The sequence below is a fragment of the Cyanobium sp. LEGE 06113 genome (assembly GCF_015207615.1).
Genome location: NZ_JADEWM010000001.1, coordinates 297,219 through 310,673 on the forward strand (window position 1 = coordinate 297,219; position 13,455 = coordinate 310,673).

The following is a 13,455-nucleotide window of genomic DNA, read 5'->3' on the forward strand; positions in this document are numbered from 1 at the left end:
GCCTGCCCGGCTCACTTGCCGATGCAGAAGCGCGAGAACACCCGATCCAGCACCGCCTCGTTCACCTCTTCGCCGGTGATGGCACCGAGGGCCCGCACCGCCGTGCGCAGGTCGATGGTCCAGAAATCCCAGGGCAGCCCCTGCTCGGCGGCCTCCAGGCTGCCCGTCAGGGCAGTCGCCGCCTCCCTGGCCAGATCGCGCTGACGGGCGTTGAGGGCCACCTGGAGACCCTGCCCATCGCCCGCCCCGCAGCGCCGCAGCAGCTGCTGCACCAGGGCATCGCTGCCGGCGCCGGTCAGCGCACTGATCACGCCATCGGGGCTTGTCGCCACCGACTCGGACTGGGCTGGAGGAGGCCCTGCCTGATCCGGGGCGATCAGATCCGCCTTGTTGCCCACCAGCAGCAGGGGCACCCCCTCCGGCACCAGGTTCCGCAGGGCGGCGTCCTCCTCGGTCCAGCCGGCCTGGAGATCGAACAGGAGAAGCACCGCATCGGCGCTGGCCAGGGCCTCGTGGCTGCGGGCGATGCCGAGCTGCTCCACGGCGTCGGCGGTGGGCCGGATGCCGGCGGTGTCGAGCAGGGTGAGCGGCACGCCGTCGAGCACCAGCTCGCTCTCCAGCAGATCGCGGGTGGTGCCGGGCAGGTCGGTCACGATCGCCCGCTCGCGGTGGCTGAGGCGGTTGAGCAGGCTGCTCTTGCCCACATTGGGGCGCCCCACGATCGCCACCCGCAGGCCCTCCCGCAGGGCCGCGCCCTGACGCGCCTCCAGCACCAGGGCCTCCAGCTCCCGCTGCACCGCCACCAGGGCGGCCACTACGGCAGCGGCGTCGAGGCGGGGGAGGTCGTCTTCGAAGTCGACCCGGGCTTCCAGTTCGGCCAGCTGGTCGAGCAGCCGCTCCCGCAGGCTGCCGATACGGCGCTGCAGGCCGCCATCGAGGCCGGCCATGGCCAGCTGGGCGGCGCGGCGGCTGCGGGCCGTGATCATCTCGCTCACCGCCTCGGCCTGGGTGAGATCGAGGCGGCCGTTCAGAAAGGCCCGCTGGCTGAATTCCCCGGGCTGGGCCAGGCGGGCCCCGGCGGCCAGCACCAGCTCCAGCACCCGCTGCACCGGCACCAGGCCGCCATGGCAATGGAGCTCTACCACGGTTTCGCGGGTGAAGCTTCGCGGCGCCCGCATCAGCAGCAGCAGGGCCTCATCCACCCGTTCCTGCGTGGCCGGATCCACCACGTGGCCATACAGCACCCGATGGGTGTCCCACACCTGGGAACCCGGCGCCCGGAACAGCCGGGCGCCGATGGCCTCGGCCCGGGGGCCGGAGATTCTTACGATCGCCACACTCCCCTGCCCAGGCGCGATCGCCGTGGCGACCGCTGCGATCGTGTCGCCGCCTTGGGCGCTGGCCGTGATCGCTTCGTCATCCAGCTCCAGCTCGCCTGTCACCCCGTTCCATGGCGCTGCGTCCACCCCAGTTTCAACCGCTTGCCCCCGCGGTGCGTGCCATCCAGCGGGCGATCCAGTGGCTGTGGCAGCAGGAGGGCAGCCCCGGTCAGCGGGCCAGGGGGCTGGCGGCGGGGGTGTTCTGCGGCTGCTTTCCGTTCTTCGGGCTGCAGACCCTGCTGGGGGTGGCGCTGGCGAGCCTGGTGCGGGGCAACCACCTGCTCGCCGCCGCGGGCACCTGGATCAGCAACCCCTTCACCTACCTGCCCCTCTATTGGCTCAACTTCAAGCTGGGAAGTGTGTTCCTGGGGCCGGGCCAGGGCTGGCCGGGCATGGAGAGCCTGCGCAGTGAGGCGATCTGGCAGCTGGGCTGGGCTTTTGCGAGCCGCATGTTGCTGGGATCCCTGGTGGTGGGTCTCGCCGCCGGGCCCCTGGGCGGCTGGCTCTACTGGCGCTGGCTGCTGCAGACAGGCGGCCAGGCTGATCCCCAAGTCCCACGGCCGCCCACAGGTTGATGCAGGCCCCGCCCATGAATCGGTTTCATGACTTCGCTTCAGGACGGGGATCAGGAATTGGCCAGGCCGGGAAACACCATCAGGTCGATGTGGCCACCGGTGGGATGGCGCCATTCGCGGAATTCCTCAGCCAGGGCCTGATGGTCTTCGCTGAGGCACTGATCCTGGAGATCCTGCAGGCGCTGATGCACCTGATCGAGGGTGTGGTCAATCAATTCGGCGGCCTGTTCAGATGTCATGGCCAGATGGGTGGTTGTCGGACGAAAAATTATCCTCATTTTGTAGACAACATGCTCCGATTGAGCTGTAGCAGCAGACACACGGCCCGGGCGCTGTGGCCGAATGCCCATGCTCAGAGCCACTCGAATCAGTCGTCCTTCACCACAGTGCGCGCCAGCCAGTCGTGGAAGGGTTGCCAGTCGTCGGCCTGATCAATCGCCTCCCAGAGCCTCTCAATCACTCGACGCACCGGGGTTTCGGGCAGGTTCCAGCGCTGCAGGCGATCAGCGATCGAGCTGGCCGCGCTGGCCGCGTCTGGGGAGTTGGCTTCGGTGTTGGCAGCCTGGTGGCTGCAGGCCCACCAGGCGTCGCGCCAGGCCAGCCAAGGCTGCCGGGGCGGCTGCGGGGCCCCCGCCAGGAAGGGCCCCAGCTCATCGGGTGTACTCGGCAGGCCTGCCTCTGCCACCCGCGCCGCCAGCCCGGCGAAGAAGGATCCGTAGCCCACGGGCCAGGCCGCCAGCAGTTGCAATGTGGCAGGCAGGGGATCCGGGGCTTCCCCCAGGCCATCTCCTTCCCCCGGCCATGCCGGCGGCAGCCCCAGCCGCCTGGCCATCAGCTGGCGGTAGTGGTGGTCGAAGGCCGGCGCGAAGCGCTCCAGGCGGGCCTCCAGCTCGGCCCGGGGCAGCAGCATCACCAGGGGCTCCTGCAGCAGGCGCAGGTTCTGGTGGGCGACTGCCGGTTGCTGGCCGTAGGCGTAGAGACCGGCGTGATCGAAGTAGGCCGCCGTGAAGCGCGGGTCCAACTGGTCGAGGAAGGCGAAGGGGCCGTAGTCGAAGCTCTCCCCGGCCAGCGACATGTTGTCTGTGTTGAGCACCCCGTGGGTGAAGCCGGCGGCCATCCACTCGGCGCTGAGTCGGGCCACGCGCTCCACCAGCTCGCCGTAAAAGGCCAGCAGCCGCGCCTCCCCAGTCGCTTCGGTTGCGGCCACCTCGGGGTAGTAGGTGATCACCACATGCTGCAGTAGGCGCTCCAGCTGTCGCGGCTGGCGTTGATGGAGCATCCGCTCGCAGCTGCCGAAGCGCAGGTGGGTGCGGGCCAGGCGCACCATCACGGCGCTGCGTGTGGGGGAGGGCTCGTCTCCCCGGTACAGATCCTCCCCTGTTTCCACCAGGCTGAGGCTGCGGCTGGTGGTCACGCCCAGGCGCTGCAGCGCCTCGCCGGCGATCACCTCCCGCACGCCCCCCTTGAGGGTGAGGCGGCCATCGCCGCCGCGGCTCCAGGGGGTGGTGCCGCTGCCCTTGGTGCCCAGGTCCTGCAGCTGGCCATGGCGGTCGCGCAGCTGGCCATAGAGAAAGCCACGGCCATCGCCCAGAAAGGGGTTGTAGGTGCCGAACTGATGGCCGTGATAGCGCAGGGCCAGCAGGGGTGTGCGCGCCTCGAAGCGGCCGTAGGCGGCCTCGATGTCGGCGTCGGAGACGCTGGCAGGATTGAGGCCGATTTGGTGTAACAGGGAGTCGTTGCGGAAGCGCAGCTGGGTGCGCGGGAACTGCGCTGCCTCCACCACGTCCCAGTAGTCAGCCCCGAGTCCTTCGAGCTGGGGCTCGAACGGCAGGGCGAGCAGGGGGTTGGGGGGCATTGCAACAAGCTTGAGCGGATTGACCCTAATGAGCAGGTCCCAAGGGACACTGGGTTGCCAACGAGGCAGGGGGAGCTTCAACGTCGGTGATCGATAACGTCAAGAAGCGGGCGATCCTTGATGGAAGGCCATCTGCGCCCTCCATTCCACCAAGAACAAAGAGGGCAAGAGAGATCCTGAGATGTATGTTGCCGCCAAGGCAAAGTAGTGGTTCCATTACTGTGCAGATGGCTTGGCCTATGGGATGCGCTGCCGGGTCGGCATTGAGAAGCTCTCAAGGAATGCGAGGCCGAGGTCTGGATTGCCGCAGCCGGGGAGCACCTCCTACGGCTGGATGCTTTCGGAAGCAGCCTGCCTGATCCGATTGAAGAGGAGAAAGTGCCTTTCAATCCGAAGGAGGAGAATCCCTTCGGGTCAGCCATTATCAGCTCGGACTTCGGAGCGGTCTATTCCTGCCGGGGCATCAGGAAAACGGCCTAAAGCTCAAGATCCTTCTTGCATGGAGACGTCCATGAACCGTGCAAGACCACTGCTTCTTATATGCTATCTAAAAGATCGGCGTGTCGGATAAAAGTGTACGACTGGAAAGCCCTCTAGGCCCCAAAGGCAAACCAACAGGCCTGAGTACGAGGCCAGTGTAGACATTAGGACCTAAAGTGGCTCACATCTGTCTCATTGGTGAAAACAAGACTAGCCTTCTAGAGATTGAGTACCTTTGTTAGACTCCTATGGTTGCAGGCGGCGTTGGCAGCGCACGCGCCTGCTTCAGCCTGGGCTGACGAATAACAGCTTTAGCCAGCATCAGGATCCTGGCCTCAAGCAGGCTCTCTACTATACTGATCACAATCTTTGCTCCTTGGGGCATGTCAGACAGGATTCTGGATCACTACACGGACCAGCCACCATCTCTGTCCAATACAATTGGCATCTTTAAAGGCGAGTGGAGCTCTGCCATACCAGGTTGTCCAGATGGTGGAAGAGCCCCGCTTTTTTCTGACCCACGTGCAGACTACTGGATCAAGAAAACAAATGAGTTGTTTGGCAGCTCGCTTACCTCAGAATCAATTAATGCACTCGAGCTGGGGCCGCTGGAGGGGGCACATTCCTACATGTTCTCCAATGCAGGCTGGAATGTTACTTCAATTGAAAGCAATTCCAGGGCGTTTCTAAAAACACTAATCATTTATAATGAATTCAATCTCCATGCCAAGGCGCTCTACGGTGATTTTATCCCTTATCTAAAGAATCCCAGCACCCCTCTATTCAATTTTATTGCTGCCAGTGGCGTTCTCTATCACATGAAAAATCCCTTGGAGACAATTGACCTCATCCTGTCTAAATGTCTATCTGTGGGAATATGGACTCATTTCTATGATGAGTCATTGACAAGTCTTTGGCCTAATCGATGGAGCCAAATCGAACTCAGTGCAGGTGGCACAACTTACCCGGCATTTAAGCAATTCTATGGTCAAGGACAAAAAGATCAATCCTTCTGTGGCGGTGGTCAAGAGTATTCAATATGGGTTCAGAAAGACGACATCCTAACTCGCTTAAGCGATCATGGTTTTGACATAGATATACATTCCTGTCAAATGGATCATCCCAATGGACCTTGCATGACTCTATTTGCGCACTCGAAGCACAAGCCTCCCCAGTAATGCTTACCACTTTTCATATTCAGCCAACACTACTGGTAGCGAGAAAGAGTCCCAACCGAACTGAACGGTATTTGATTAGATCGTAATCCGATTAATAACCTACTCATGCAATAATGAAGCAGATCTACCTCCATATTGGTCATGGCAAAACCGGAACCTCGGCGTTCCAGGCATTGATGGCACAATCTCAGAAGATGCTTCTTTCTGCAGGCATACTGTATAAAGAGCATCCCAGCTTTTCAAATGCGATCCGATCACGGATAAGTTCAGGCAACATTGATCCGAGTGACACGAATGATTGGTTTGACACTCAGGTCTTGGCGACCGTGAGGAACAACCAGAATTACGATAAGTATGTTTTTTCCTGTGAGAATGCTTTCCACTATATGGATAGTGTGTACGCGGCTCTCGACAATAGTAAGGATAACTTTAACTTGCACGTGATTCTAGCTGTCCGCAATCCAGGAGACATGCTCTCATCTGAATACCATCAACTGGTTAAGCGTGATGGGTTGTTCATTTCATACGAGGCCTTTCTAGAGCGCACTAGCTATAGATGCAAGCATGCTTTCAGAGCTCTCGAGATTATTGAACAGCTCGAGAGCAAGGAGATTTCCTTTTCTCTATTAAACTTTTCGAATTTAGGCTATGCAATTACCCGAAGAATCTCTGAAATCATTGGCATAGATACTTTAGTCGATACTCATAGATTTACAAGTATGAGAGTAAACCGGTCGATGTCTGTTTCAGAGTTGCAGGCTCTCGTTCTTGTCAATCGACTCTATGGCAAGTTCGCGGGCACCAAGCTATCAGATGCATTGGTTAACTCACTCCCAGATATTGATTCTGACCCTTTATTGCCATCGGCTTCGTCAAGCAAGAAGATTGCTGATGAAATGAAACCGATCATCCATGCGATTAATCGAAGATTGCCTCTGTCTTCCCCACTTGTAGTCACCAACGATGTTGAGATAGAATCGAATTTGATCTCTCCCCTCGATGATTCTCAGGTTGCCATCATTAAGGGTGCTATTTCTGAGCTGAGTCAAAGTGAAGATCGCGCTTGGCGGGCAAAGAGATCAAGTTTTCTCATGAAGACAGCAAATAAGATCTTGGAAAAAGAGTCACTTGGGGTTCGTGTTGCTTTCAGACTGATGAAGCTTGCTCAGCATCTGCAGCCTTCAAGTCAGCCCATAAGAGAAAAGACTCGCAGGCTAAGAAGAATGATTAGGCGGTGACTCAATATCAGCCCTAGAAGTTCCTGTCATAGACTATTTGACTAGGATGCTTGCAGAGTTTCGAAGAGACTCTGACTTAGAGCGAGGTACTCTGGCTCGAAAATATCATGCTTTTGATAGAATACATCCAAACTCGGCGCCCAGACAGAATACTCTAACGTTCAACTGAGGTAAATATCCTAGTATGGAGAGGTTCAATACGATGTTCTTTAGTGATGCCGGGGTAAATTGCCAACAATGTACATCAACATAGGGCTTGGAGGCGTATTCGTTCATAGCTGCATCAATGCACCTTCTCATGGCCGTTGTAGCATTTCTGAAGGGGTTGAGCGCTTCTTGATACTGGTGACGGCTGAAGCATCTCGTTTCAAGTACTGAACGCAAGCTAGGTCTTGACCTGTGCTCTAGATGGGCAACTATGACTTCAAGATAAGTCGATTCTGGAATAAAGTGATCGAAGCAATATAATTTATGTGGTGCAGTAAATGCGTAGTGCCCGGAGTCCTCTAAGGCTGAAAGTACATTGATGAAATGTGCTATTAAGTCGGGTTGATGCTCTACACAGTGATGAGAGATTATGGCTTCATATTTGCTGGTAATCTGAGAAAAGCCATTCGCCAGGCAATAGTCGATGTGGGGAACTTTGTCGGGATTCCTGTTTAGAGCGTGACTTGCACGAGTTCGAAGTTCGTCGGTAGTAAAGTAGTCGGCGTATTCAATCTCTACTCCAGGCTTTCTAAACCTTTCAAGCGATGGCTTATCAAATGGCCCGATTTCAAGCATCCTTTGGCAGTGGCCAAGGGACTTGTCCATGAATTGCATCCGATTGCTGATTTCGCTTGCAATTCTGTTGGCGGCTAGACCATGATCTTGCCAATGTTGCCTAAGTGCCTTTGTTCTGAGGTCTGGCAAGTCTGGATTGTGCTTTCGATACTGTCTTGCGTTGAATTCCTGGGGGATGGCGTCGTGCATCGGAATCGTTCCAAAGACTAATTACTGAGTTGGTAGTAAGAGTCTAGCGTGAGTAGAGTTCAACTCAACGTGTTCCCCAAACTTTAGAATATGCTCAATAGCCTGCCTGATAGTGTGTTCCTGGCGTGTGTGCCCTCCTAGAACTCATGGGAACTGAACCAATGGTGGTGGTCACGTTAGTCTGGCAATGGTTTTCAGGAGGTTTTAGCTGTATCCTTTTTCGTGAAGGAATTACATTTCTTTCCTAGCAGCGCGCTTCCTTGGGGGCTGGGGCTGGGGTAAATCCCCGGCACCAGCAGGGCTGACATGGCCAAACTTGACCAGCCCGGCCATCTTGATGTGTCCGTAGCATCTACAGAGATGGCACCCCCGTGGCTTAATGTCTGCTGCCGAGTGGTTCTCCGGCAAGACCTCTTCTGGTTTCTGGTTGGCAGACAGCACCGGAAAGCTAATGTCGTTTAGCAAGTATGCCCAGTTCTACTGGGGCATGGCTGTAGAGCGCCCCAACTCATCAGCCACATAGGATTACCATGGGCCCGAATATTCGTAACAGTGGCACTCCATTGGATCTTTACTGCTCCTGGTGAGTTGCATGTTGATGATCCGCCGCATGGACGGAGTTTGGCCTGCTTGAAGACCTCCTAAAACTCCTAGGGACTAAGGCCTCTGCCGGGTCAGCCAATCCCCGTCCGACAGATGTCGAGCACATCCGCCATCGAGGCGATCTGGTTGATGGTGCCGCTGAGCTGGTGGGCGCCGCTGAGTTCCACCCGCAGTTCAATGCGGGCCGGCTTGCCGGGGGTGGTGCGCACCCGGGCGTCGCTCACGTTGATGCGGTGGTCGGAGAGGCGCATCAGGATGTCCTTGAGCACGCCCACCCGATCGAGCACCTCGATGCGCAGCTGCACCGGATAGCGGCGCTTCTCCTGGTCGGAGGTGGGGTTCCAGCGCACGGGTAGGCGGCGCTCGGGCGGCACCTGCTGCACGTTGGCGCAGTCCTGGCGGTGAATTGTGATGCCGTGGTTGCCGAGGGCCACCGCCGCCAGAATCGCTTCCCCCGGCAGGGGACTGCAGCAACCGCCCAGCCGGTAGTCGAGGCCCTCAAGCCCCAGGATGGCGCTGGAGGCTCCGGGGCCGATCGGGCTGGCCGTGGCGGTGGGCGGGCCGGCCTGGTTTTTCACGGAGCGGGCCAGTTCCTCGTTGCTGAGCACCGGGGCGGCAGCGCTGTTGGCGAGGCGCAGCTCCTCGCGCAGGCGGTTGAGCACCTGGTGCAGGGTCACTCCGCCGAAGCCGAGGTTGGCGAGCAGGTCGTCGGTGCTGATCAGGTTGCAGCGGCGGGCCACCTTGGCCATCGCCTCGCCGTTGAGCAGGGCATCGAAGCCCTCACGGCCCAGCTCCCGCTCCAGCATCTCGGTGCCGCGCTGGATGTTGGCCTCGCGATGGCTCTTCTTGTACCAGGCCCGGATCCGGTTGCGGGCCGTGGGGGTGGCCACGAAGTTGAGCCAGTCGAGGCTGGGATGGGCCGCCTTGGCGGTGAGGATCTGCACAAAGTCGCCGTTCTGGAGCGGCGTGGCCAGGGGGCAGAGGCGGTCGTTGATACGTGCCCCCTGGCAGTGGTTGCCCACCTCGGAATGAATGCGGAAGGCAAAATCCACCGCCGTGGATCCCTTGCGCAGGCCCACCACATCGCCATTGGGGGTGAACACGAACACCTCCTCATCGAAGAGGTCTTCCTTGATCGAGGCGAGATAGTCGTTGCTGTCCTGGGCGCCACCATCTTTTTGCCAGTCCACCAGCTGGCGCAGCCAGTTGAAGCGCTCGGCGTCGTTGCCGAGGGCAGCAGGTGAACCGCCTTCTTTGTATTTCCAGTGGGCAGCGATGCCGTATTCCGCCACCTGGTGCATCTCGGCAGTGCGGATCTGCACCTCGATCGGCCGATGGCGGCCGATCACCGCCGTGTGCAACGACTGGTAGCCATTCGGTTTCGGCAGGCCGATGTAGTCCTTGAAGCGTCCGGGGATCGGCCGGAAGGTGTCGTGCACCACCGCCAGGGAGCGGTAGCAGCCATCGAGGCTGGGGCAGAGGATGCGCAGGGCGGCCACGTCGTAGATCTCGTGGAACGCCTTCTGCTGGCGCTGCATCTTGCTCCAGATGCCATAGAGGTGCTTGGGGCGGCCGCTCACCTCGCAGGCCGAGAGCCCCACGGCGGCGAGCTTGTCGCGCAGCAACTGCACCGTGACCTGCAGCCGCTCCTCGCGCTCACTGCGCTTGGTGGCCACCTGCAGCTGCACGTCGCGATACGCCTCGGGCTCCAGGATCTTGAAGGCCAGATCCTCCAGTTCCCACTTGAGTCGGCCGATGCCGAGCCTGTTGGCCAGGGGGGCGTAGATCTCGCGCGTTTCGCGGGCGATGCGCAGCTGCTTCTCGGGTTTCAGCGCCCCGAGGGTGCGCATGTTGTGCAGCCGGTCGGCCAGTTTCACCAGCACGACGCGGATGTCGCTGGCCATGGCCAGGAACATCCGCCGCAGGTTCTCGGCCTGGGCCTCGGTTTTGTTGGTGAAGTGGATGCCGCCCAGCTTGGTCACGCCCTCCACCAGGGCGCGCACCTCGCCGCCGAAGTGCTGTTCCAGCTCCTCGGGGGTGACCTCGGTGTCCTCCACCACGTCGTGGAGGAAGCCGGCGGCGATCACGCTGGCGCTGGCGCCGATGTCCCGCAGCAGATCCGCCACGGCGATCGGGTGCACGATGTAAGGATCGCCGCAGGCCCGGTACTGGCCCTCGTGGAGCTGGTAGGCGAAATCAAAGGCGGAGGCCAGCAGGGCCTCGGCGTCGGTGGGACACGACTGGCCGTCGCCAGGAGGGGCGTGCTCGATGCAGTGCTGGAGCCACTGCGGCAGCGGCACGCCGTAGTCGTCCGGACTGTGGATCGGGCGTGGCTTGGGGAGCGCCCGGGCCGCCGGAGGCCCGATGGCGAGGTCGAGGCATGGGGCCGTCCCCAGGCTCTCCAGGCTGGTCTGCAGCCCTGACTGACGCTTGGACTGCGCTGACGGGTCGCAGTCACTGCAGGGGTTTCGAGACCACCCACAGCCGGGTGATCCGTCTCTGGGCCCGGGGCGTCGGTGCGCTCCAGCGGGGGGTTCAGATCGGAAACCGCGCGGAGCATGCAACCTTGCGGACTGCACCAATCGTAGGCAGGTGCGGCCCGATCGGGACCAGTCTCGGCGTCAGCGGATCCAAGCTGGGGGCCATGACTGAGCCCGTGCTGTGTTTCAAGGACCTGGTGGTCCGCTATCCAGGCGCGCCGAGCCCCACCCTCGACGGCCTGGTCCTGGAGCTGCATCCCGGCCAGACCCTCGCCCTGGTGGGCCCCTCCGGCTGTGGCAAGAGCACCGTGGCCCGGGCCGCCCTGCAGCTGCTGCCCGAGGGCAGCCAGTGCAGCGGCAGCCTCAGCCTCGGTGGCCAGGATCCGCGCCAGCTGGGCCGGGCCGCCCTGCGCCGTCTGCGTGGCGAAGCGGTGGGCCTGGTGTTCCAGGATCCGATGACGCGGCTCAATCCGTTGCTGACGGTGGGGGATCACCTCACCGACACCCTGGCGGCCCATCGCCCCGGCTGGAGGCGGCGCGCCCTGCGGCAGCGGGCCGAGGATCTGCTGCAGCGGGTGGGCATCAGCGCGGAGCGCTTTGACAACTACCCCCACGCCTTCAGCGGCGGCATGCGCCAGCGGCTGGCCATTGCCCTGGCCATGGCGCTGCGACCGCCCCTGGTGATCGCCGATGAACCCACCACCAGCCTCGATGTGGCCGTGGCCGGCCAGGTGATGGCGGAGCTCACCCAGCTCTGCCGCGAGGCCGGCAGCGCCCTGCTGCTGATCAGCCACGATCTGGCCATGGCCGGGCGCTGGTGTGACCAGATCGCCGTGCTCGACCAGGGCCGCCTGATCGAACAGGCTCCGGCCCGGCAGCTGCTGCTGGAGCCGCAGGCGCCGCTGAGCCAGCGGCTTGTGGCCCGAGCCCGCGAGCGGGAGGCGGCGGGCGCCCGTCCACCGGGTGAGCGGCAGCGGCTGCTGGAGATTGAGGCTCTGCGCTGCTGGCATCCTTTGCCCTCGGCCCCTTGGCGGCCCCGCTGGCTGAAGGCCGTCGATGGGGTGAGCCTGGAGGTGAGCCGCGGCGAGACCGTGGGAATCGTGGGGGCCTCAGGCTGCGGCAAGAGCACCCTCTGCCGGGCCCTGATGGGCCTCACCGCCGTGCAGGGCGGGGCGGTGCGCCTGGATGGCATCGACCTGCGGCAGCTGCGCGGCGAGGCGCTGCGGCAGGCCCGCCGCGGTCTTCAGATGGTGTTCCAGGACCCCCTGGCCTGCCTCAATCCCCAGATGACGGTGGCTGACGCCGTGGCCGATCCCCTGCGCATCCACGGCCTGGCCAGCCGGCCGGCGGCCCGGCAGCGGGCCCGGGAGCTGCTGGCGGCGGTGGGCCTGAACCCGCCGGAGGCGTTCGAGCAGAGGCTGCCCCGCCAGCTCTCCGGCGGCCAGCAACAGCGGGTGGCCATCGCCCGGGCGTTGATTCTGGAGCCGAGGGTGCTGCTCTGCGACGAGAGCGTGAGCATGCTCGATGCCGAGGTGCAGGCCGATGTGCTGGCCCTGCTGCGGGATCTGCAGCAGCGGCTTGGGCTGGGTCTGCTGTTCGTGACCCACGACCTCTCGGTGGCCGGCGGCTTCTGCCACCGGGTGATCGTGCTGGAGGGCGGCAGGATCGTGGAGCAGGGCCCGGGGGCAGAGCTGCTGCGTCATCCCCGGGCCGCCATCACCCGCACCCTGGTGGAGGCCTGCCCGCGGCTGCCCCAGCCCGCCTGAGCGGGGGGCTGGTCCGGAGATCGAAATGTGCACTTGCAGCACCCGGCCAAGAGCCACAATCTGCAACCACTCTTCATCTGGCTGAGGGAGGCAAGCCCCAGCCGCCCATCCCATGCGGAAGCGGAACAGAAAGGGCCGGCCAACCTGGCGGGCGGGCCGCGGTATCCGCGTACCTAAAGCCACCACCATTCGCCTCACCGGTGATGGACGCGTTTTCAATCGCCACCCCACAGTCCGGAAGGTCGCGTTAGGGCCAAGCGCCCGTCTGGGTAGCGGCGGCAACTACAGCGAAGCAGGCTCCCCTGATTTGCTTGGCAAATACCAGGGGGCCTTCTCGCCAGTGAGCCTGCGCGAGGAAGGTAGTAACCGCTTTCTGAGCTTCAGCGTGAACGGCAGGGGGAATGGTCAGAAGGATCGCGCTGAGCTCACTCAGCAGGGGTATTTCAAGGCTGGGAGAGCGCTCCAGGCCAACTTCAGGATGCGCATTCCCAAGGGCAGTGGGGTATCCGACAACTCCTACTACCTGATGCAACTCTGGCAGCTGGGCGGCAAGAACCCGTTTGTGGGCCTCCGCATGCGCAGGGGGGAATCCCACAAGGTGGACTTCATTACCAAGACCGTGAAAGGCGGCTCCCGCCAACTCAACAAGGTGGCCCCCTTCAGCTTTGTGCCGGGGCAGTGGCACAACTTCCAGATGCGCTTCCGCTTTCGTCCTGGCAAAAACAGCACCATGAGCGTGGCCGCCGATGGCAAGCAGATCGGCAACTGGAGGGGTCGGGCAGGAACACCCAATGTGCAGCCGATCCCCAACCGCGGCCCCACCCCTTACTACCGCTTCAAGTTCGGGATCTACAAGCGCAACGAGCCCAGCGCCGGCACGTTCACCACCCACTTCGACGACATGCTGGTGGGAATGCTCTGAGCCGAGA

Annotated in this window: 10 protein-coding genes; 5 read left to right on the forward strand and 5 right to left on the reverse strand. The window is 61.7% G+C overall.

What is annotated here, in order from left to right; all coding sequences use genetic code 11:
* Window positions 1-11: 11 nt before the first annotated feature.
* Window positions 12-1,442, reverse strand: a complete 1,431-nt coding sequence (gene mnmE / locus IQ220_RS01595; RefSeq protein ID WP_370566305.1) for a tRNA uridine-5-carboxymethylaminomethyl(34) synthesis GTPase MnmE — start codon at window positions 1,440-1,442, stop codon at window positions 12-14.
* An 8-nt stretch (window positions 1,443-1,450) separates the two neighbouring features.
* On the opposite strand from mnmE, the gene IQ220_RS01600 reads away from it, so the two are divergent.
* The gene (locus IQ220_RS01600) at window positions 1,451-1,954 is read left to right on the forward strand and encodes a DUF2062 domain-containing protein (protein WP_186698087.1); all 504 of its coding nucleotides are present in this window, start codon (window positions 1,451-1,453) and stop codon (window positions 1,952-1,954) included.
* A gap of 50 nt (window positions 1,955-2,004) precedes the next feature.
* On the opposite strand, the gene IQ220_RS01605 is transcribed toward IQ220_RS01600, so the two are convergent.
* Together IQ220_RS01605 and IQ220_RS01610 are read right to left on the reverse strand one after the other, a co-directional pair.
* Window positions 2,005-2,193 (reverse strand): hypothetical protein, encoded by a 189-nt coding sequence (locus tag IQ220_RS01605; protein ID WP_186698089.1) that lies wholly within the window; start codon window positions 2,191-2,193, stop codon window positions 2,005-2,007.
* 128 nt (window positions 2,194-2,321) lie between these two features.
* Window positions 2,322-3,809 carry a YdiU family protein gene (locus IQ220_RS01610; RefSeq protein ID WP_193912995.1) on the reverse strand — a complete coding sequence of 496 codons (1,488 nt, stop codon included), beginning with the start codon at window positions 3,807-3,809 and terminating at the stop codon, window positions 2,322-2,324.
* A gap of 863 nt (window positions 3,810-4,672) precedes the next feature.
* On the opposite strand from IQ220_RS01610, the gene IQ220_RS01615 reads away from it, so the two are divergent.
* Window positions 4,673-5,467 carry a class I SAM-dependent methyltransferase gene (locus tag IQ220_RS01615; protein WP_193912997.1) on the forward strand — a complete coding sequence of 265 codons (795 nt, stop codon included), beginning with the start codon at window positions 4,673-4,675 and terminating at the stop codon, window positions 5,465-5,467.
* A 113-nt stretch (window positions 5,468-5,580) separates the two neighbouring features.
* Window positions 5,581-6,705: a hypothetical protein gene (locus IQ220_RS01620; RefSeq protein ID WP_193912999.1), complete on the forward strand. Its 1,125-nt coding sequence runs from the start codon at window positions 5,581-5,583 to the stop codon at window positions 6,703-6,705.
* Window positions 6,706-6,810: 105 nt separating this feature from the next.
* On the opposite strand, the gene IQ220_RS01625 is transcribed toward IQ220_RS01620, so the two are convergent.
* Together IQ220_RS01625 and IQ220_RS01630 are read right to left on the reverse strand one after the other, a co-directional pair.
* Window positions 6,811-7,677 (reverse strand): hypothetical protein, encoded by an 867-nt coding sequence (locus tag IQ220_RS01625; protein ID WP_193913001.1) that lies wholly within the window; start codon window positions 7,675-7,677, stop codon window positions 6,811-6,813.
* 674 nt (window positions 7,678-8,351) lie between these two features.
* Entirely contained in the window at window positions 8,352-10,646 is a 2,295-nt protein-coding gene (locus tag IQ220_RS01630) for a bifunctional (p)ppGpp synthetase/guanosine-3',5'-bis(diphosphate) 3'-pyrophosphohydrolase (RefSeq protein WP_370566314.1), read from the reverse strand.
* Between the two features lie 278 nt (window positions 10,647-10,924).
* On the opposite strand from IQ220_RS01630, the gene IQ220_RS01635 reads away from it, so the two are divergent.
* Both IQ220_RS01635 and IQ220_RS01640 read left to right on the forward strand, forming a co-directional pair.
* Window positions 10,925-12,526, forward strand: a complete 1,602-nt coding sequence (locus tag IQ220_RS01635) for an ABC transporter ATP-binding protein (protein WP_193913003.1) — start codon at window positions 10,925-10,927, stop codon at window positions 12,524-12,526.
* Window positions 12,527-12,638: 112 nt separating this feature from the next.
* A complete protein-coding gene (locus IQ220_RS01640; protein WP_193913011.1) occupies window positions 12,639-13,448 on the forward strand; it encodes a heparin lyase I family protein in 810 nt (269 codons plus the stop codon).
* The last annotated feature ends 7 nt before the right edge of the window (window positions 13,449-13,455 follow it).